Consider the following 18686-nt stretch of genomic DNA (forward strand, 5'->3'; position numbering starts at 1 on the left):
GGCCGATGGCCATGAACCCGCGCGACACGCTCGGAGTGGCAGTGGTCGGAACCGGAAAGATGGGGGCGGACCACGTCCGTCGGATCGAGGACGTGGTCAGCGGCGCCCGGGTGAGCGCCGTCGTGGACGTCGACGCCGAGCGCGCCAAACGGATCGCGTCCGGGATCGAGGGCTGCACCGCGTACACCGACCCGGCCGCCGCGATGGCGGCGGCCGACGTCGACGCGGTACTCGTCGCCTCACCGGGGCCCGCCCACGAGGCGGCTCTGCTGACGGCCTTCGAGCACGATCTCCCGGTCCTGTGCGAGAAGCCGCTCACCCCCGACGCGGCCTCCGCGCTGCGCGTCCTGGAGGCCGAGGTGCGCCTCGGCCACCGCCGGGTCCAGGTCGGCTTCATGCGGCGCTACGACGCCGAGTACATGAAGCTCAAGTCCCTCCTGGAGACAGGTCAGTTGGGTCGACCGCTGATGCTGCACAACCGGCACCGCAACGCGGCCAGCCCGCCCTTCTTCACCAGCTCCATGCTGATCAGCGACTCCGTGGCCCACGAGACCGACGCGACCCGCTGGCTCCTCGGGCACGAGATCACGGCCGTCCAGGTGCTGCGCCCGCGCCCCTCGGCGAGCGCCCCGGACGACCTCCAGGACCCGCAGTTCGTCGTCTTCGAGACCGACGGCGGCGCGATCGTCGACGTCGAGATGTTCGTCAACTGCGGCTTCGGCTACCAGGTCCAGGCCGAGATCGTCTGCGAACGCGGCACCGCCCGCATCGGCGACGGCCACGCCATGGTCACCAACATGGCCGGCCGCTGGGGCGGCACCATCGCCCAGGACTTCGTCGAACGCTTCGCCGACGCCTACGACCGCGAGGTCCAGACCTGGGTCGACGCCACCCGCCGTGGCGAGGTCACCGGCCCGACCGCCTGGGACGGCTACGCGTCGGCGGCCGTGTGCGAGGCGGGGGTACGGGCGTTGGAGGAGGGAGTGCGGGTGGAGGTCGAGTTGGTGGAACGGCCTGCCTTCTACCGATAGCCACTTCGCGGGGCAGTACCTGTGCAACCACCGCCTGTTCCCCGTTGTCCTTTGTCATCGGGGCGTACTTGAGTCGTCCTCGAGTGCGGACGGCGAAGGGGGTGCGTGGATGGGGCCGGTGTGCATGCTGCTGCCGTTGTTGCGCGCGACGGCACGCCTGGCTCCCGGTCCGGGAGTTCCACTGCTCGGGGTCGCGTTGCTGCACTGCGCGGTCCCCGGCTGGGCGCTGCTGCACCTGCCGCCGCCCGCTCGCCGGTCGGCCTGGGCCCAGGAAGCGGTCGCCCTGTACCGCCCCAAGGCCGAACAAACCCGCCCCGAACAACGCCACTTGGACGCGCTGAGCCGTGCACTGGTCGCTCGCGCCCACACCCTGGTGCTGGCGGAGCGGTACGAGGAAGCCGACACCGCCGTGGACGCGGCGCTGGGTGTGCCGGGGGCGAGGATGTCCCCGGCCCTGACCGCGTGCGCCCTCCACGCGCGGGCGCAGGCACTCGTCCTCGGCGGCCGGGCGGAGGAGGCCCAGGAACTCGCCCGTGAGTGCGTGCGGTTGTATCGCGGCTCGGCGCCTCCCGCGCGGCGGGACCGAAGCCTGGGTGCTTTGCCGGTCGCCCTGCGCACGCAGGGCCTCGCGTTCGCCCTCGTCGGCCGTACGGCGGAGTCCGTCGCCGTGTACCTGGAGTGTGCCGCCCTCCTGCGGGCCATGTCCCTGCGGCGGTTGTCGCGTTTCCTGCGTCTGCGGGCGCAGGTGCTGGTCGAGTTGGCCGGCGGACTACGGGCGCTCGGCCGGTACGAGGAGGCCTTGGCACTGGGGCCCGAGGCGAAGGACGAGGTGTACGGGGCGATCGCGAGGTTCTGTCCGGAATTCGTCCTGCCGTTGCGCGTCCGGCTCCTCACGGACCTGGCCTTCTGCCGCAGCGCGACGGACTCTCCCGCTGCCGCGCGCACGGCCGCCGACGAGGCGGTCTCCGAGGCCCGTGAACTGGCCGACCGGCCCGAGCTGCTCGTCGAGGCGCTGCGCTGCCTGGCCCTCATCCTCGACGAACTGGGTGCGTACGAAGAGCGGTCGACCGTTCTCACGGAACTTGCCGGGCTGTACAGCGGCCTCGCCGCCGACCGTCCGGAGGCCTTCGGGCCGCTGCTCGCCGACACCCTGGACGACCTGGCCCGCTGTCACCGGCGGAGCGGCGACCACCTCAAGGCTGTGGCTGACACGGAACGGGCCGTGGCCGCATACCGGCGCGTCGGCCGGCACGAGGACCAACTCGCCCGCGTCCTTGCCAACTTGAGCATCCGTCAGCAGAGTGCCGACGACGCCGAGTCGGCCGTGTCGAGCGCCCGTGAAGCGGTCGCCCTCACCCGCCGGCTCGCCGAGGCCGACAGCGAGACCCACGGTCCCCTGACGGCCCGCCGCCTGCGGGTCCTGGCCCAGGCCCTCGACCTGGCCGGCGACCACACCGCCGCGGTCGCCAACTACGAGGAGGCCGAGGCCGTCCTGAGAGAGCTGATCGGCGTTCCCGGTGTCGAGGCGGAACTGGCGGTCACGGCCTCGGCTCTCGCCGTCGCGCTCGACACCGAGGTCCAGGACCGGCTGGCCGCGGATCGTCCCGAGGAGGCGGTCGCGGCCCTGCGCTCCCTGCTCGACCTCACCCGCCGCACCGACGCCAGAGACGTCCACGCCCGGTGTGTCATCGCTTTTGCCACGGCCCGTGCGCGACGCCCGGACGACATCGACGTCGTCCGGGCGTGGGAGCGGGTGGTCGGGGAGCCGTACCCGACCTTCGTCTACCGCAGAACCGGCACCCGCGGCCGGGGTGCGAAGCCCGCCGCACGGTAGGACTCGTCGATGAGGGTCATCGTCGCGACCGCGTCGTCCGGGCCCAGCGGGAGGGGCGCGCCGTTCCTCAACCGGGCGGCGAACGCCTCCAGTTGGTAGGTGTACGAGGAGCGGCGGCCGAGCCGTTCCGTGCGTTCGCCGTCCGTCGTGCGGATCACGACCCGATCGTCCAGGTGGGGGAGGACGAAGTTCGGCGCGAACGCCTCGCCGCGGCTGCCGGTGATCCGGCAGCTCATCGTGACGTTGTCGTACGCCATGTGGCAGCGGGCGGAGCCCGTGGCGCCGCTCGGGAAGGCGAGGTCGGCGTCCAGCCACTCGTCGACGCCCGGCGCGCCCGCGCGTTCGCCGCCGCGGGCCGAGACCAGTCGGGGTGCGCCGCCCGCCCAGGGGGCCAGCATGCGCTGGGCGTGCAGGCTGTAGCAGCCCAGGTCCATGACGGCGCCGCCGGCCAGGTCGAGCGACCAGCGCGGGTCGGTGTCCGGCGGGGCCGGGATCGCCACGAGGGTCTCCACGTGCCGCAGTTCGCCGAGTTCACCGGAGGCCAGCAGCTCGTGCAGGCGCCGGGTGACCGGGTGGAAGAGGTAGTGGAAGGCCTCCATGAAGACCGTGCCGGCCTTCGCCGCCGCCTCCCGGACCTCGGCCGCCTCCTCCGCGTTGCTCGCCGAGGGCTTCTCCGACAGGACGTGCTTGCCCGCCTCCAGCGCGGCGAGGTTCCACGGCCCGTGCAGACCGTTGGCGAGGGGGTTGTAGACGACCTCGACCTCGGGGTCGGCGACCAGGTCGGCATACGAGTCCGCGACCCGCTCGACTCGGTGCGCCGCGGCGTACGCCTCCGCCCTGCCCCGGTCGCGGGCGGCCACCGCGACGAGGCGGTGGCCGGTCGTCCGGGCCGGCCCGATCAGGGAGTTCTCGGTGATCCGAGCGGCTCCGAGTACTCCGATACGCAGTGGTTCCCGGCCCGGACCGCTCATGCTTCGCGTACCTCCTGGATGGTGACGGGGCGGTGCTCGTGCAGCGACAGGGTGCAGGCGTCGGCGATCCAGCCGGCCTCCAGCGCGTCGGCGACGGTGCAGGGGGAGGTGCGGGTGCCGGCGACGACCTCGGTGAACGCGGTGAGTTCGGCGCGGTAGGCGGCGGTGAAGCGGTCCATGAAGAAGTCGTGCGGGACACCCGCCGGGAAGGCCACACCGGGCTCCACGGAGCGCAGCGGCAGCTTGTCCTCCAGGCCGACCGCGATGGAGTCGGCGAAGCCGTGGATCTCCATGCGGACGTCGTAACCCCGGGCGTTGTGGCGGGAGTTGGAGACCACCGCGATGGTGCCGTCGTCCAGGGTGAGGATGGCGCCCGTGGTGTCGGCGTCGCCCGCCTCCTTGATGTACTCGGCGCCCCGGTTGCCGCCGACCGCGTACACCTCGACGACCTCACGGCCGGTGACCCAGCGGATGATGTCGAAGTCGTGCACGGAACAGTCGCGGAAGATGCCTCCGGACGCGGCGATGTACGCGGCGGGCGGCGGCGCCGGGTCCAGCGTGGTCGACCGCACGGTGTGCAGCTTGCCCAGCTCGCCGGACTGCACGGCGGCGCGCGCGTTGACGAAACCGGTGTCGAAGCGGCGGTTGTAGCCGATCTGGATCGGCACGTCGCTGCCCTCGACGGCTTTGAGGACCTGGACGCCCTCGGCCATCGTCTTGGCGACGGGCTTCTCGCAGAAGACCGGGATGCCCGCCTCGACGGCGGCCAGGATCAGGCCCGGGTGGGCGTCGGTCGCCGCGGCCACCACGACACCGTCGACCCCGGCGGCCAGCACGGCCTCGGGGGAGTCCGCGACCTCGGCGCCGAACCGCTCGGCGGCCTTCTTGGCGGCCTCCGCGAACGGGTCGGCCACGACGAGGGACTCGACGGCGTCGAGTCCGGACAGGGTCTCGGCGTGGAAGGCGCCGATGCGGCCGAGGCCGAGGATTCCGATGCGCATGAGGGCTCTTGCTTTCTTGAGGGGTGCGGGTTTTTCTGCAGTTGTCTCTCGCAAGGGTTTCTCGCGAGACGGTGAACGTCGGTCGGGGGTGCTGCTCAGCTCTCGCGCCGCTCGGCGCCGGCCCGCAGCTCCCCGCGGAGCGCCTGCGGGGCCCACCCCTCGCGCACCGCGCGGCGCACGATGTCGGCCTGCGAGGGCGGGGCGAGCCCCTCGACGGGCGGGTCGTTGTCGAGGTTGGTGGGGAAGGGGTAGCCCTCGGCGCCGGCCGCGACGACCCTGTCCAGCCACTCCTCGCCCACGCCCTCGGCCTTCCGCCGGAGCAGCACGGGGAAGACCGCGTTGCTGACGGCCTCGCGGTCCACCGTCTCCATCGCCCGTCCGAACGCGGAGGACACCTGGAGCAGGTTGGCCATGCGCCGTACGTCGGTGGTGCGGTTGGTGCCGGCCGCGTGGAACAGCGCCGGGTTGAAGAACGCGGCATCGCCCTTGGCGAGCGGGAGTTGGATGTGGTGGGCCTCGAAGTAGGCCTGGAATTCGGGGAGTCGCCACGCCAGATAGCCGGGCTCGTACTTCTGCGAGTGCGGCAGGTACATCGTCGGCCCCGACTCCACCGGCATGTCGCAGTGCGCGACGGCTCCTTGGAGGGTGAGCACGGGGGAGAGGCGGTGGACGTGCGCCGGGTAGCCGGCGGCGGTCTCGTTGCCGAGGAACCCGAGGTGGTAGTCGCGGTGCACGGTCTGTGCGGCGCCGCCCGGGTGGACCACGTTGATCTGCGAGGTGACCTGGTAGCCGGGGCCGAGCCAGGCCTCGGACACCAGTGCCAGCATGTCGTTCGCGTAGTAGTCGGCGAACGCCTCCGGGGCGTAGAGCGCGGCCTTCTCCAGCGCGTTCCACACCCGGTCGTTGGCCCCCGGCTTCGCGAAGTGGTCCCCGGCGCCCGCGCCGGAGGCGTGCTGCTCGGCGATCAGCGCTTCGAAGACCTCGGTCGTACGGTCCACCACGGACGCGTCCGGGAACGCGTCCCGCAGGACCACGATGCCGGGCCCCTCGGTGAACACCCGCACCAGTTCGGTCTGCACCTCGCGGCGCTCACCGGCCGCCACCGACTTGCGGAGCCGGTCGCTGTCGTAGACGAGGACGTTCCGCTCGACCGAGGAGGCGTACGGGAAGTCGCCCAGGTCGGTGGGCTGCTCGACGAGGGTGCGGAAGGCGTCGAGATCGCAGTCCTGCTCGGTGAGCCAGGCGGGGCGTTCTGCGGATGTGAAGGACATCGTCGTCCCCTCGGGTCACGTGGTGGTGCGGTCCTGTCATTCTTGTCAGTACAAACCCTTCGAACAACCGGCAGTGAGCCATCAAAAACCCCTCAAGGAGACGACCGGTGGGCCACCCCTTCCCGATCAGGGAAATCGCACGTCAGGCGGGTCTCAGCGAGGCCACCGTGGACCGGGTTCTGAACGGCAGGGGCGGTGTCCGCGAGAGCACCGAGCGTGAGGTCCGGCAGGCCATCGCCGATCTCGACCGGCAGCGCACCCAGGTCCGGCTGGTCGGCCGCACGTTCATGATCGACATCGTGATGCAGACACCGGAGCGGTTCTCCACGGCCGTACGGGTGGCTCTGGAGGCCGAACTGCCCGATCTGCACCCGGCCGTGGTGCGCTCCCGCTTCCACTTCCGGGAGACCGCGCCGGTGAAGGAACTCGTCGGAACCCTGGACCGGATCGCCCGCCGCGGCTCGCAGGGCGTCATCCTCAAGGCGCCGGACGTCCCCGAGATCACCGCGGCCGTCGGCCGGCTCGTCACCGCCGGTATCCCGGTCGTCACCCTGGTCACCGACCTGCCCGCGAGCGCCCGCCTCGCCTACGTCGGCATCGACAACCGGGCGGCGGGCGCCACCGCCGCCTACCTGATGGGCCAGTGGCTCGGCGACCGTCCCGGCAATGTCCTCACCAGCCTGAGCAGCGGTTTCTTCCGCAACGAGGAGGAGCGCGAGATGGGCTTCCGCAGCACCATGCGCGCCCGCTACCCGGACCGGGCCCTCGTCGAGATCACCGAGGGGCACGGCCTGGACGCCACCCAGTACGAGCTGGTCCGGGCCGCCCTCAAGCGCGACCCGGACATCCGCGCGGTCTACTCGATCGGCGGTGGCAACATCGCGACCCTGCGCGCCTTCGCCGACCTGGGCCGCGAGTGCGCCGTGTTCGTCGCGCACGACCTGGACCACGACAACACCCGGCTGCTGCACGAGCAGCGGCTTTCGGCGGTCCTCCACCACGACCTGCGCCAGGACGTGCGCGAGGCCTGCCGCATCATGATGCGCGCACACGACGCGCTGCCGTCGGCGGGCCCGACCCTGCCGTCCGCGATCCAGGTGGTCACGCCCTACAACTTGCCTACGGCGCCACTGCGTTGAGGCGGTTCACAGATTGATGGCGTACGCCTTGCGGAGCGTCTGATGCACCGTCCACGTCGTACGGTCGCCCGCGCGCAGCACGGCCATGTCCCCGGGACCGACCTCCAGGGTCTCGCCGCCCTCGACCTCGATGGTCGCCGAGCCGCTGATCACGACGAACAGCTCGTCCGCCTCCGTGTCGGTGACCACCCCAGGGGTGATCTGCCAGATCCCCCGGATCTGCCGCCCGTCCTCGGACTTCCACACGACCTTCCCGGTCACCTCGGGCGTACCGGAGACGATCTGCGCCGGGTCCAGCGGCTCGGGTTCGAGCTCGGCGTCGGGGATGCGGACAACGAAACTGTGCGTCATGCCGCGACCCTAGCCCGCCCGGGCGTGGCCCGGGCGTGGACACTGTGTGGGGTATCGGCCCAGGTCGGAGGACACTTCGTCGCGGAGTGGCGGCCCGGATGGGGCCGGGTGATCGTGGAAGGCATGGCGCAGACCACGACGGCCGTCCCCGAGCCGCACCCGCACTCGCACGAGACCCGGGAGAACATCCTCTTCGGGGGCGTCTACGGCTCCGTCCTCGCCTGCTCGATGGTCGCCGCGCTCACCCAGTACGGCCACACCTCGAAGGGCAGCCGCCGCTACGACGCCCTGTGGCTGCTGGTGACCGCGGGCGCCTCGGCGCTGGCCCACGGGTACGCCCACTACATCGCCGAGCGCGCTCCGCACCGCCGCTGGGACGCCCTGCGCACCCTGCGCGACGAGTGGCCGCTCGTTGCCGCCGCGCTGCCCACCGTGCTGCTGCTCGCCGGGGCGGGCTGGGGCTGGTGGCCCGCGAACGGCGTCGAGTACGCGGCCTTCGTCCTCAACATCGCGCTGCTGTTCTGCCTGGGCCTGGTCACGGCCCGCTGGTCGGCCCGGAGCTGGACGGCCGCCGTGGCGATCGGGGCGGTGGACGCACTGCTCGGGGTGATCGTGGTCGTGGCCAACGCCCTGATCAAATAGGCCGGTTCAGGAGACGCCCTGGTAACCGCGCAGCTTCCGGTACAGCGTCGCCCGCCCGATGCCCAGCGCGGCAGCCGCCCGCGCCTTGTTGCCGCCGTGCCGGCGCAACGCGGCCAGGATGGCGGTGCGTTCGGCGTGTTCCATCGGGCTGAGCCGCCGGGCCGCGGGGCCCTCCCGGACGGGATCGGGCAGCTCGGCCCGCCGCACCGGACCGGTGACCCGCCGGTGTTCCGCCAACGCCCGTACGACATGGGCGAGTTCGGTCACGTTCCCGGGCCAGGGATGCTCCTCCAGGGCCCGCAGCGCGTCCAGCGTCCAGCTGAGCGGCGGCTGTCCCGGGGCGGGCCGGGGCGCCAGGACCGGCAGCAACTCCCGTACGTCCTCCCGGCGTTCCCGCAGCGCGGGCAGGGCGACCGACCGGGCTGCCAGGGTGTCCAGCAGGCGCTGGAAGCAGGGGCCCGGGGGAGTGCCCGGCGTGTAGGTGACCAGCAGATGCACGTCCGGGTGTTCGTCGAGCAGGGAGTTGAGCGCGGCGACATCGGGCTGGGCCAGCCGTTCGGCGTGCCGCAGGAGCAGTGGGCGGCCGTCGGCCAACTCGCTGTACTTCACGCCCAGGTCCGGCGACTCGGCGGCGTCGGCGACCAACGGCACGGTCTCACCGAGCAGTTCACGGGCCAGCGCGGTCTTGCCGGTGCCGCGCTCGCCGGTCAGCAGCAGCGGCTCCGGGACCCGGGCCAGCTCGACCGCCCGCGCGACCGCGTGCCGCCAGGGCACGGAGCCGCCCGTGAGCGCCAGCGCGGGGCGCGGAACGGGACGCGGCACCTCGACGGCCCGCGCTTCGAGCACGGCGACGATGCCGAGAACGCGGCCCTCGTGCCGTACGGGAGTGATCACCGCGGTGCACCCGGCGTCGTCGGGGAGCGCATCGTCGTACGACTCCTCGCCGGTGCCGACGCGTTCCAGGGCGGCCAGTACCTGGGGGGTGGCGAGGCGGACGGCGGCCTCGCTGATCAGGCGGTTGCGGCCGTCGAGGGCGACGACCGCGCGGCCGGCGCCGTGCGCGGCGCGGGTGTAGGCGTCGAGGAGCACCCGTTCGGCCGTACGGGAGCGGGCGAGGAGTTCCGCCTCCACCGCGACGGCCGCGGCCTCCGCGAGGGCGGCACCGGGGTGCGGGCCGCAGCCGGCGCACAGGCCGGACGCGACGGACACCGTGCCGAGCACCTGGCCCGTCTCCGGGGCGAGCAGCGGCACGCTGACCGCGGACACGTCCTGCCACACGTCGAGGAAGTGCTCGGGGCCGTGCACCTCGGCCCGGCGCCGGGTGCGCAGGGCGAGGGCCGCGCTGTTGTGGCCCACCTCCCGCTCGGACAGATCACGGCACCGGTCGCCGCCGGGCACCTCGCCCGCCGTCCACACCACCCGCAGCCGCTCGTCGGTGAGGAACAGCGCGGAGTGGGCGCCCAGGGCGGGAGCGACGCGCTCCAGCACGGGCCGCGCGGTCTCCGACAGGGCCGATTCGACGGGCGGTCCGGGCTCCTGGAGCGGCCCGTCGAGGTCATGTCGTACGCCGAAGAAGCGGGCGCGCCGCCAGGCGGCGAGGACCTCGTCCGGGACGCCGTCGGGCAGCGGGCGGCCGGTCAGGAACCGCTCGCGCGCCTGGCGCAGCGGGGCGAGGGCGGGGGAGTGCTCCACGATGGTCATGACGCCTCACACCGTATCGGGCCCGTGACAGCAGCCGCCGCGGGGCTGTAACTGTCTCGTAATGAGACACCCGAGGGTGTTCCGCCCGCATGATGATCGTGAAGAGTCGGTGCCTTTCTCACCCCAGTCTCAACCTGTCTCACCCCCTGGAGCGTCCCGCCGTGCACGTTGTCGAGACCGACGTACTGATCGTGGGCAGCGGCCCGGCCGGTGCCGCCGCCGCGCTGGCGCTGAGCACCTACGGCGTGCCCCACATCGTCGTCACCCGTTACTCGCGCCTCACCAGGACACCCCGCGCGCACATCACCAACCAGCGCACCATGGAGGTCCTGCGCGACCTCGGTGTCGAGGACGAGGTGCTGGCCAAGGCGACCCCGCAGAACCTCATGGGCAACACCACGTTCTGCACCAGCCTCGCGGGCGAGGAGCTGGGCCGGATCCGCTCCTGGGGCAACGACCCGCTGGTGCAGGCCGCCCACGACCTGGCCAGCCCGACCCGCATGTGCGACATGCCGCAGCACCTGATGGAGCCGGTGCTCATCGACGCGGCGCTCGCGCGCGGCTCGAACGTCCGCTTCAGCACCGTCTACAAGTCCTTCGAGCAGGACGAGGACGGCGTGACGGTCACCGTCGAGGACCGGCTGCGCGGCGACGAGTACCTCATCCGCGCCAAGTACCTCATCGGCGCCGACGGCGGACGCTCCCAGGTCGCCGAGGACGCGGGGCTGCCGATGGGCGGGCAGATGGGGGTCGCGGGCAGCATCAACATCGTCTTCAACGCCGACCTGACGAAATACACAGCACACCGTCCCTCCACCCTCTACTGGGTGCTCGCCCCCGGCGCCACCGTCGGCGGCATCGGCGCGGGCCTGGTGCGCTGTGTCAGCCCCTGGGACGAGTGGCTGATCGTGTGGGGGTACGACGTGAGCGCCGGCGCCCCCGACCTCACCGAGGAGTACGCGCTGTCCGTCGTACGGCAGCTCGTCGGCGACGACGACATCCCGGTGACCATCAAGTCGTCCTCGGCGTGGACGGTCAACGAGATGTACGCCGAGACCTACTCCAACGGCCGCGTCCTGTGCGCCGGGGACGCCGTGCACCGGCACCCGCCGTCCAACGGGCTCGGCTCCAACACCTCGATCCAGGACGCCTACAACCTTGCCTGGAAGCTGAAGCTGGTCCTCGACGGGACCGCGACGCCGAAGCTGCTCGACACCTACGACGCCGAACGCGCGCCCGTCGGCAAGCAGATCGTCACCCGCGCAAACAAGTCCATCGGCGAGACCGCCCCGATCTTCGAGGCGCTCGACGGACTCTCCCCGCAGACCCCCGAGCAGCTGTGGGCCAACATCGAGGCCCGCAAGGACGCCACCGAGGCCGCGGAGAAGCAACGGGCCGCGCTGCGCGAGGCGATCGCCTACAAGGTGTACGAGTTCAACGCGCACGGCGTCGACCTCAACCAGCGCTACACGTCCGACGCGATCGTCCCCGACGGCACGCCCGACCCCGGCTTCGACCGCGACCGGGAGCTGTACCACCAGCCCAGCTCCCGCCCCGGTGCCAAGCTCCCGCACGCCTGGATCACCTCGGGCACCCGCACCGTCTCGACCCTCGACACCGTCGGCAAGGGCCGCTTCACCCTCCTCACCGGCATCGGCGGCGACGCCTGGCTGCGCGCGGCCGAGGCGCAGCCCCTGGACATCGCCACGGTCGTCGTCGGCCCCGGCCGGCAGTACGAGGACCCGTACGGCGACTGGGCCCGCCTCCGCGAGGTGTCCGACGCGGGTGCCCTGCTGGTCCGCCCCGACGGCTACGTCGCCTTCCGCCACGCCGACGCGGCCGAGGACGCCAAACATTTGCTCACGGACGCGTTGCGACGCATCCTCGGTGATGGTTGATATTTCAACAGGCTAGGGAGCCGACATGACCACTCACGTCACCGTCACGGACGAGGCCGTCGCGAGTCTGCGGGAGACCGCCGACCCCCGTCTGCAGGAACTGCTCTCCGGCCTGATCCGGCATCTGCACGCGTTCGCGCTGGAGACCCGCCTGACCCAGGCGGAGTGGGAGCAGGCGATCCGCTTTCTGACGGAGACCGGGCAGGCCTGCACGGACACCCGGCAGGAGTTCATCCTCCTGTCGGACGTGCTCGGCCTGTCGATGCTCGTGGAGACCATCAACGGCGACCGCGAGGCCGGCGCCACCGAGTCGACGGTCCTCGGCCCCTTCCACATGACCGAGTCGCCGGTCCGTGAACTCGGCGCGAACATCGACCTGGTGGGCGGCGGCGAACCCTGCGTGGTCAGCGGCCGGATCGTGTCGGGGAACGGCACCCCGCTCCCCGGCGCCCTCCTCGACGTGTGGCAGGCCGACGGCAACGGCTTCTACGACGTGCAGCGCCCGGACGTCCAACCCGCGGGCAACGGACGGGGGTTGTTCACCACCGACGCCGAGGGCCGCTTCTGGTTCCGCACCTGCGTGCCGAGCCCGTACCCCATCCCCACGGACGGCCCGGTCGGTGACCTCCTCAGGGCGACCGGCCGCCATCCCTACCGCCCTGCCCACATCCACTTCATCGCCTCGGCCGAGGGCCACGCCCCCGTCACCACCCACATCTTCGTCGCGGGCAGCGACTACCTCGACTCCGACGCCGTCTTCGCCGTCAAACAGAGTCTCGTCGAAGACTTCACCCCGACCGACGACCCTTCCCTGGCACGGGAGTTCGGCATCGAGAACCCCTTCCGGCACGCACAGTTCGACCTCGTACTGGAGCAGCGCTCGTGAAGGACTCCCTCGACTTCGCCTACGAGGCCCAGCCCATGCGGGTCGTCTTCCGTCCCGGCGCCGCACTGACCGCGACCGCCGGTGAGGCCGAACGGCTCGGACTGCGCCGGGCGTTGGTGCTCTCCGGCGCCCGCGGCGCCGACACCGCCCGGGCGGTCGCCGACTCGCTGGGTGACGCGTGTGCCGGGGTGCATGCCGAGGCGAAGATGCATGTCCCGGTCGAAGTCGCCGACCGCGCCGTCGAGTTGGCGCGCTCGCTGGGCGCCGACGGATGCGTCGCGGTCGGCGGCGGCTCGTCGATCGGTCTCGGCAAGGCCATCGCGCTGCGCACCGGCCTCCCGCTGATCGCCGTGCCCTCCACCTACTCCGGCTCCGAGATGACCCCGGTCTGGGGTCTCACCGAACACGGCGCCAAACGCACCGGCCGCGACCCGGCCGTCCTGCCCCGCAGCGTCGTCTACGACCCGGAACTGACCCTCGGTCTCCCCGTCCCGCTCACGGTGACCAGCGGCATCAACGCCACCGCGCACGCCGTCGAGGCCCTCTATGCCCCGGACCGCTCACCCCTGATCACGCTGATGGCGCAGGAGGGCGTACGGGCGATGGCGGGCGCGCTGCCCGAACTGGCCGCCGAACCACGGTCGTTGGACGCCCGGGGCCGCGCCCTGTACGGGGCGTGGCTCTGCGGCTCCTGCCTCGGCGCCACCACCATGGGCCTGCACCACAAGCTGTGTCATGTCCTCGGTGGCACCTTCGGCCTCCCGCACGCGGAGACCCACACGGTGGTGCTGCCGTACGCGCTGGCGTACAACGCGCCCGCCGCGCCGGAGGCGGCAGCCGCCGTGGCCCGTGCGCTGGACGCCCCGGTTGCCCCAACTGCCCTGTGGGAGCTGGCCGGACGGCTCGGCGCGCCGCGCTCGCTCGCCGAACTCGGCCTGAAGGAGAGCGACTTGGCGACGGCTGTCGCCCAGGTCGTGAGCCAGGCGTACGCCAACCCCCGGCCGGTCACCGAGGACGGGGTGCTCGCGCTGCTGCGGGCGGCGTACGAGGGAACCGCCCCCGTGTAGTCAGTGGTCGGTGCGGACGCCGTCCAGCGCGATGGCCAGGACGCGGTCGCGCTGGGTGTCGTCCACGAACGTCGTCCCGGTGATGCCGGCGACCATCCGCAGCAGATCACCGAAGTCCATGTCGGTGCGGGCCACGCCCGCCTTCTGCGCGCGCTCGAACAGCGGGCCGCCCGCGGAGAACATCGACTCGCGGCAGGTCCCGAAGATCTCCGAGTCGTTCTCCAGCGCCTGGCGCACCGCCTGCTTGGTCACCATGTAGCCCGAGAAGCGGCTCAGCCAGGACGTCAGCGCCTCCCACGGCTCCAGGCCGGCGAGGTCAAGGGCGGCCTGGCACAGGGTGTTCACCTCGTCCGCGTAGACGCTCTCGAAGAGGGACCGGCGGGTCGGGAAGTTGCGGTAGAGGGTGCCGATGCCGACGCCCGCCCGTCTGGCGACGTCCTCCAGCGAGGCGTCCGCGCCGTGCTCCGCGAACGCCTCACGGGCGGCGGCCAGCAGGGCGTCGTAGTTGCGGGCGGCGTCCTTGCGGTGGGGGCGCTGGGCCGCGACGATCTCGCTGACGGGGAACGGCTGGGCCGTCACTGGTGCCTCCCGGGCGGATTCGGTTGAACCGGAGGTGTGCCTCCGTTATGGTGGAGGGGTACCTCCACTTTAGCAGTGGCGGGTGCGTACCGCCGTGCACGTGCGCGCGGACGCACTCCGCCTGCTTGTTTCGGAGAGGCTCTCCATGCCCCGCACATCCACCACCCGCCTCACCTTCGCGGTCCTCGCGACGGGAGCGGGCGTCTTCTCCATGCTGCAGTCGCTGATCGCGCCGGCCCTGCCGACCGTCCAGCACGCGCTGCACACCTCCCAGTCCACCGCGACCTGGGTGATGACGGCCTATCTGCTGTCCGCCTCGGTCTTCACCCCGATACTCGGCCGCATCGGCGACCTGATCGGCAAGAAGCGCACGCTCGTCGCCGTCCTGCTGGCCGTCCTGGCCGGCTGTCTCGTCGCCGCGCTCGCGCCCAACATCGGCGTACTGATCGTCGCCCGGGTCGTCCAGGGCATCGGCGGCGCGCTGTTCCCGCTCTCCTTCGGCATCATCCGCGACGAGTTCGACACGTCCCAAGTCCCGGGCAGCATCAGCAACTTGTCCGCCGTGATCGCCGCCGGCGGCGGTGTCGGCATGGTCGCCGCCGGACCCATCGTGTCCGCGCTCGACTACCGCTGGCTGTTCTGGTTCCCCGTCGGCATCGTCGCCGTCACCACCCTCATCGCCCTGCGCTACGTCCCCGAGTCGCCGAGCCGCGCCGAAGGAAGCGTCAACTGGTCCGGCGCCGTACTCCTGTCCGGCTGGCTGGTCGCCCTGCTGCTCCCGCTCAGCCAGGCGAGCCGCTGGGGCTGGGGTTCCGTGCGGGTCGTCGGCCTGTTCGCCGCGGCCGTCGTACTCTTCACGGCCTGGCTGTACGCCGAGGCCCGCTCGCGCAGCCCGCTCATCGACCTCAAGGTGATGCGCCTGCCGTCCGTGTGGACCACCAACACCGCCGCGCTGCTCTTCGGCGCGGGCATGTACTCGATCTGGTCCTTCCTGCCCGGCTTCGTCCAGACCCCTGCGTCCGCCGGCTACGGCTTCGGCGCCAGCGTCACCGCGTCCGGACTCCTCATGCTGCCCATGCTGGTCGCGATGTTCGTGTCCGGTGTGCTCAGCGGCCGGCTCGAACCCGTCGTCGGCGCCAAGGCACTGCTCACCACCGGTGCTGCACTCGGCGCGGTCGCCTGCGGGATCCTCGCCCTCTGGCACGACCAGCAGTGGCAGATCGCCCTCGTCGCGGGCATCTTCGGCCTCGGCATCGGACTCGCCTTCGCCTCCATGGCCAACCTCATCGTCGGCAGCGTCCCGCCCGAGCAGACCGGCGCCGCGACCGGCATGAACGCCAACATCCGCACCATCGGCGGCTCCATCGGCGCCGCGGTGACCAGCGTCCTGGTCACCGGCCGGCTCCAGGCATCCGGGCTTCCGTACGGCTCCGGCTACACCCACGGATTCGCGCTGCTCGCCGTGCTGTGCCTGGCGGCGGCGCTGGCCGCGCTGATGGTGCCGGTGCGGCGGCCCGGCCGTGGCGGAGGAACCACGGTCGGCACCTCCGAGTCGTCGCTCGTGAAGGCGGAGGCAGAGGCGTCGGCGGTGGCTCCCGGTGCCGTGAACTGACCCGGCCGCTATGTCAGCATGAGCCGATGATCGAACAGAGCGCGCGGCGCCCCGGCGCCGAACTGCTGGACGTCCACCGGCTCAGGCTCGTCGAATCAGCCGCTCCCCGGCTCACCCCCGAGGAGCGGCTCGCCATGAACCGGGCCTGGGACGAACTGGTGCGCGTCAACCCGAGCTTCTTCGACGGGCCGGTCGTGGTGTGCGCGGGAACGGAACGGGAGGGCCCGTACGACCTGGTCGTCTCCTGGGTCAGAACGACGTACCGGCATTTCGCCCTGCGGCGCGTCCCGGGCCACGCCTCCTCGATGCCGTCCCTCTTCGCCTCCGTCCTCCAACCCGCCGACGACGGGCGGCTGTTGGTGGGGCGAATGTCGAACTCCACGGCGGCGCCTGGGCGTTGGCAGCTGCCGGGCGGATCCATCGAACCGCCGGACGGGGACGCCGCCCTCGACTTCGCCGCCCTGCGCCGCCACGCCGCACGGGAGTTGATCGAGGAGACCGGCATCGACACCCGGCCCGAAGACCTCACCTACTGGAACGTCACCCGCGCCGGAAACGGCAGCATCGGCGTCCTGTTCCGCGCCCCGTCCCTCCCTGAGGCGCGACTGCGCGAACGGTTCGAGGACGTGGTGGCCGCGGAGACGGCGCAGGGCCGCGAACCGGAACTGAACCGCATCGCCCTGATCCGCTCGACAGCCCAACTCCCGGACCTGACGGGCCCGCACGCGGACTATCTGGAACCAATTGTCCGCCGCTACGCGGAGGGCGCCGGAACGGGTGTCTCGATATGAGACACCCGTTCCACTGTCGGAGCGCCCACGATCGGGGACGTGTCGCCCGGCGCCGTATGCCGGTGCGACTGCTGTGAAGAAAGGTGATCACCATGGCCCTCGCACTGCTCAGGCGCTGGCGGCCCCAAGGCGCCTCCGCCCCGGCGGCGGGCCTCTCGCTCACCCTCCCGCCCGGCGCCGGCGGCCTCGGCCGTGAGATCGTAGACCCGATGGGCGCGCCCATGGCGTCCGCCGAGGTCACCGTGACGGCCCTGGACTCGCACCGCGTCGCCGCCTCCGGTACGACCGACCCGTACGGCTTCTTCCTCGCCGCCCTGCCGCCCGGGCGCTACAGCCTCCTCGTCTCGGCGCAGGGACTCCAGCCGCACCAGGAGACGGTGGAGATCGCCGCCGGAACCGCCGCGCCCGCCGAACGCGTGTGGCTGCAGCCCGGCCGCGCACAGGAACTCCCGCCGCCCGGCACCTGGCTCTTCGACCCGCCGCACACCGCGATCCGCTTCATCGCCAAACACGTCGGCATGGCCCATGTGCACGGCCGCTTCGAACGATTCCAGGGCGGCATCCAGATCGCCCAGGAGGTGACCGACTCCAAGGTCCACGTCCGCATCGACGCGTCCAGCATCACCACCGGCAACAACACGCGCGACAACCATCTGCGCTCCGGTGACTTCCTCGACGTGGAGCGCTACCCGTACATCGACTTCACCAGCACCCGGTTCGCCTACCGCGGCGGCAGCAAGTGGACCTTGCAGGGTTCGCTCACGATGCACGGCGTCAGCCGCTCGGTGAGCCTGGACACCACCTACCTCGGCACCGTCAACGGCGGCTACGCGGAGGAACTCCGCTGCGCGGCCCTCGCCACGGCCGAACTGCACCGCGAGGACTACACGTTGAACTGGCGCAGCATGCTCGCGCGGGGCATCGCGGTCGTCGGCCCCACCGTCCAGCTGGAGCTGGACGTCCAGGCGATGTACCGCACCCACGACACCCCGACGCCGCCGAAGTGACCCGGTACATGCGGTAAGGTTTACCTGCGCGTTCACCCGACCAACCGGGTGCGGCGCGACCGGGACGTGGCGCAGCTTGGTAGCGCACTTGACTGGGGGTCAAGGGGTCGCAGGTTCAAATCCTGTCGTCCCGACTTTTCGAAGTCGCAGGTCAGGGGTCATTTCAGAGGAGATCTGAAGTGGCCCCTTGATTATTCTTGGGGACCGTTTGGGGACCACTGCACTTGGCGGGCGCTGTGGCGCACTTTGACCCGGTCAAGGTGCGCCACGGGGTGGTCGGTACAACGCAGAGCGGGCGGTTCGTGGAGTCGCCCGTGTGTTTCTGATGACGCATCACGTGGAGTGCGTCGCGACCTTCGAGCCCTCTCGAAGGGTTCCTGACCTGGTGTTTTTCGTCCACATTGTGTGTGGCGTGGGCCTTGCGGGCGCCATCTGGACGAGCCCTGCCGGGTATGCCGCCGGGTCTGCACCAGTGAGGTGCCGGCCCTGTTCCAAGTCAGCCGACGGGCCATCAGCAACGCTCTGCTCGACCTGCGGCCGTTCTTGAACGGCGACTGATTCTGTCTCGATCCGGCCCTGAGGAAATACCTAACTGTCGGCGCCCTCGTGGTCCGCGTCCCCAACCGGCGAATCCACCGCGCAAGTTCCGCAAGGTTCCACTTGATGCGAGACGCCTTCTCGGTCATCGAGAAAGGCTTTCATGAAGGTGATCGCGGCGACGATTCGCCCCGTCATCGGGCAGACCACCGCCGAGGCTGTCTGCCGACCCGGCGTGATCCGAACCCGGAGGGACTCAAGGCGTATCTGCAGGGCTGAGGTTCCCCCGGGATGCGGAGGATGCTGACAGCAGGTCAGATGGGACTCATGAGAGGACCTGTGACCATGGCTGCACCCCGGAAGTACTC

16 protein-coding genes and 1 tRNA gene are annotated in these 18686 nt (G+C 71.5%); 11 read left to right on the plus strand and 6 right to left on the minus strand.

Annotated features, from left to right (window positions below; all coding sequences use genetic code 11):
• The first annotated feature begins 11 nt into the window (after window positions 1-11).
• Together AB0I51_RS45095 and AB0I51_RS45100 are read left to right on the plus strand one after the other, a co-directional pair.
• Window positions 12-1031 carry a Gfo/Idh/MocA family oxidoreductase gene (locus tag AB0I51_RS45095; RefSeq protein WP_362984810.1) on the plus strand — a complete coding sequence of 340 codons (1020 nt, stop codon included), beginning with the start codon at window positions 12-14 and terminating at the stop codon, window positions 1029-1031.
• A 124-nt stretch (window positions 1032-1155) separates the two neighbouring features.
• Complete coding sequence (locus tag AB0I51_RS45100) at window positions 1156-2865, plus strand: tetratricopeptide repeat protein (RefSeq protein WP_362984780.1); 1710 nt, start codon at window positions 1156-1158, stop codon at window positions 2863-2865.
• Here the strand turns inward: AB0I51_RS45100 and AB0I51_RS45105 are convergent.
• The 3 genes from AB0I51_RS45105 to AB0I51_RS45115 form a co-directional block, all read right to left on the minus strand.
• Window positions 2814-3836 (minus strand): Gfo/Idh/MocA family oxidoreductase, encoded by a 1023-nt coding sequence (locus AB0I51_RS45105; protein WP_362984782.1) that lies wholly within the window; start codon window positions 3834-3836, stop codon window positions 2814-2816. The genes AB0I51_RS45100 and AB0I51_RS45105 overlap by 52 nt on opposite strands.
• Window positions 3833-4837 carry a Gfo/Idh/MocA family oxidoreductase gene (locus tag AB0I51_RS45110; RefSeq protein WP_362984784.1) on the minus strand — a complete coding sequence of 335 codons (1005 nt, stop codon included), beginning with the start codon at window positions 4835-4837 and terminating at the stop codon, window positions 3833-3835. Before AB0I51_RS45110 ends, AB0I51_RS45105 begins: the two co-directional genes overlap by 4 nt.
• Window positions 4838-4932: 95 nt before the next feature.
• Complete coding sequence (locus AB0I51_RS45115; protein WP_362984786.1) at window positions 4933-6108, minus strand: phytanoyl-CoA dioxygenase family protein; 1176 nt, start codon at window positions 6106-6108, stop codon at window positions 4933-4935.
• A gap of 107 nt (window positions 6109-6215) precedes the next feature.
• On the opposite strand from AB0I51_RS45115, the gene AB0I51_RS45120 reads away from it, so the two are divergent.
• Complete coding sequence (locus AB0I51_RS45120; RefSeq protein ID WP_362984788.1) at window positions 6216-7247, plus strand: LacI family DNA-binding transcriptional regulator; 1032 nt, start codon at window positions 6216-6218, stop codon at window positions 7245-7247.
• A 6-nt stretch (window positions 7248-7253) separates the two neighbouring features.
• Here the strand turns inward: AB0I51_RS45120 and AB0I51_RS45125 are convergent, their stop codons facing one another.
• The gene (locus tag AB0I51_RS45125; RefSeq protein WP_362984790.1) at window positions 7254-7598 is read right to left on the minus strand and encodes a cupin domain-containing protein; all 345 of its coding nucleotides are present in this window, start codon (window positions 7596-7598) and stop codon (window positions 7254-7256) included.
• Window positions 7599-7721: 123 nt separating this feature from the next.
• Between AB0I51_RS45125 and AB0I51_RS45130 the strand changes: the two genes are divergently transcribed.
• Window positions 7722-8240, plus strand: a complete 519-nt coding sequence (locus AB0I51_RS45130; RefSeq protein WP_362984792.1) for a hypothetical protein — start codon at window positions 7722-7724, stop codon at window positions 8238-8240.
• Between the two features lie 6 nt (window positions 8241-8246).
• Here the strand turns inward: AB0I51_RS45130 and AB0I51_RS45135 are convergent, their stop codons facing one another.
• Window positions 8247-9941 carry a helix-turn-helix domain-containing protein gene (locus AB0I51_RS45135; protein ID WP_362984794.1) on the minus strand — a complete coding sequence of 565 codons (1695 nt, stop codon included), beginning with the start codon at window positions 9939-9941 and terminating at the stop codon, window positions 8247-8249.
• A gap of 161 nt (window positions 9942-10102) precedes the next feature.
• Between AB0I51_RS45135 and AB0I51_RS45140 the strand changes: the two genes are divergently transcribed.
• From AB0I51_RS45140 to AB0I51_RS45150, 3 genes are read left to right on the plus strand one after another with little or no spacing between them, the layout of a single operon-like run.
• The gene (locus AB0I51_RS45140; RefSeq protein ID WP_362984796.1) at window positions 10103-11839 is read left to right on the plus strand and encodes an FAD-dependent monooxygenase; all 1737 of its coding nucleotides are present in this window, start codon (window positions 10103-10105) and stop codon (window positions 11837-11839) included.
• A 25-nt stretch (window positions 11840-11864) separates the two neighbouring features.
• Complete coding sequence (locus AB0I51_RS45145; RefSeq protein ID WP_362984798.1) at window positions 11865-12725, plus strand: intradiol ring-cleavage dioxygenase; 861 nt, start codon at window positions 11865-11867, stop codon at window positions 12723-12725.
• Window positions 12722-13792: a maleylacetate reductase gene (locus AB0I51_RS45150; protein ID WP_362984800.1), complete on the plus strand. Its 1071-nt coding sequence runs from the start codon at window positions 12722-12724 to the stop codon at window positions 13790-13792. Before AB0I51_RS45145 ends, AB0I51_RS45150 begins: the two co-directional genes overlap by 4 nt.
• Here AB0I51_RS45150 and AB0I51_RS45155 read toward each other — a convergent pair whose 3' ends face one another.
• A complete protein-coding gene (locus tag AB0I51_RS45155; protein WP_362984802.1) occupies window positions 13793-14371 on the minus strand; it encodes a helix-turn-helix domain-containing protein in 579 nt (192 codons plus the stop codon).
• Window positions 14372-14516: 145 nt separating this feature from the next.
• Here AB0I51_RS45155 and AB0I51_RS45160 point away from each other — a divergent pair, with 145 nt between their 5' ends.
• From AB0I51_RS45160 to AB0I51_RS45175, 4 genes are all read left to right on the plus strand, one after another.
• Window positions 14517-15983, plus strand: a complete 1467-nt coding sequence (locus AB0I51_RS45160; RefSeq protein WP_362984804.1) for an MFS transporter — start codon at window positions 14517-14519, stop codon at window positions 15981-15983.
• 26 nt (window positions 15984-16009) lie between these two features.
• Window positions 16010-16774: an NUDIX domain-containing protein gene (locus AB0I51_RS45165; protein WP_362984806.1), complete on the plus strand. Its 765-nt coding sequence runs from the start codon at window positions 16010-16012 to the stop codon at window positions 16772-16774.
• 92 nt (window positions 16775-16866) lie between these two features.
• Window positions 16867-17781 (plus strand): YceI family protein, encoded by a 915-nt coding sequence (locus AB0I51_RS45170; protein WP_362984808.1) that lies wholly within the window; start codon window positions 16867-16869, stop codon window positions 17779-17781.
• Between the two features lie 60 nt (window positions 17782-17841).
• Window positions 17842-17915 (plus strand) — tRNA-Pro (locus AB0I51_RS45175).
• Window positions 17916-18686 lie beyond the last annotated feature (771 nt).

Origin of the sequence: Streptomyces sp. NPDC050549, assembly GCF_040655035.1 — a bacterium.
Taxonomy (GTDB): Bacteria; Actinomycetota; Actinomycetes; order Streptomycetales; family Streptomycetaceae; genus Streptomyces.

Coding starts and splice junctions, on each gene's coding strand:
- AB0I51_RS45095 (WP_362984810.1), top strand. CDS start 12: ATGAACCCGCGCGACACGCTCGGAGTGGCAGTGGTCGGAACCGGAAAG.
- AB0I51_RS45100 (WP_362984780.1), top strand. CDS start 1,156: ATGCTGCTGCCGTTGTTGCGCGCGACGGCACGCCTGGCTCCCGGTCCG.
- AB0I51_RS45105 (WP_362984782.1), bottom strand. CDS start 3,836: ATGAGCGGTCCGGGCCGGGAACCACTGCGTATCGGAGTACTCGGAGCC.
- AB0I51_RS45110 (WP_362984784.1), bottom strand. CDS start 4,837: ATGCGCATCGGAATCCTCGGCCTCGGCCGCATCGGCGCCTTCCACGCC.
- AB0I51_RS45115 (WP_362984786.1), bottom strand. CDS start 6,108: ATGTCCTTCACATCCGCAGAACGCCCCGCCTGGCTCACCGAGCAGGAC.
- AB0I51_RS45125 (WP_362984790.1), bottom strand. CDS start 7,598: ATGACGCACAGTTTCGTTGTCCGCATCCCCGACGCCGAGCTCGAACCC.
- AB0I51_RS45130 (WP_362984792.1), top strand. CDS start 7,722: ATGGCGCAGACCACGACGGCCGTCCCCGAGCCGCACCCGCACTCGCAC.
- AB0I51_RS45135 (WP_362984794.1), bottom strand. CDS start 9,941: ATGACCATCGTGGAGCACTCCCCCGCCCTCGCCCCGCTGCGCCAGGCG.
- AB0I51_RS45145 (WP_362984798.1), top strand. CDS start 11,865: ATGACCACTCACGTCACCGTCACGGACGAGGCCGTCGCGAGTCTGCGG.
- AB0I51_RS45160 (WP_362984804.1), top strand. CDS start 14,517: ATGCCCCGCACATCCACCACCCGCCTCACCTTCGCGGTCCTCGCGACG.
- AB0I51_RS45165 (WP_362984806.1), top strand. CDS start 16,010: ATGATCGAACAGAGCGCGCGGCGCCCCGGCGCCGAACTGCTGGACGTC.
- AB0I51_RS45170 (WP_362984808.1), top strand. CDS start 16,867: ATGGCCCTCGCACTGCTCAGGCGCTGGCGGCCCCAAGGCGCCTCCGCC.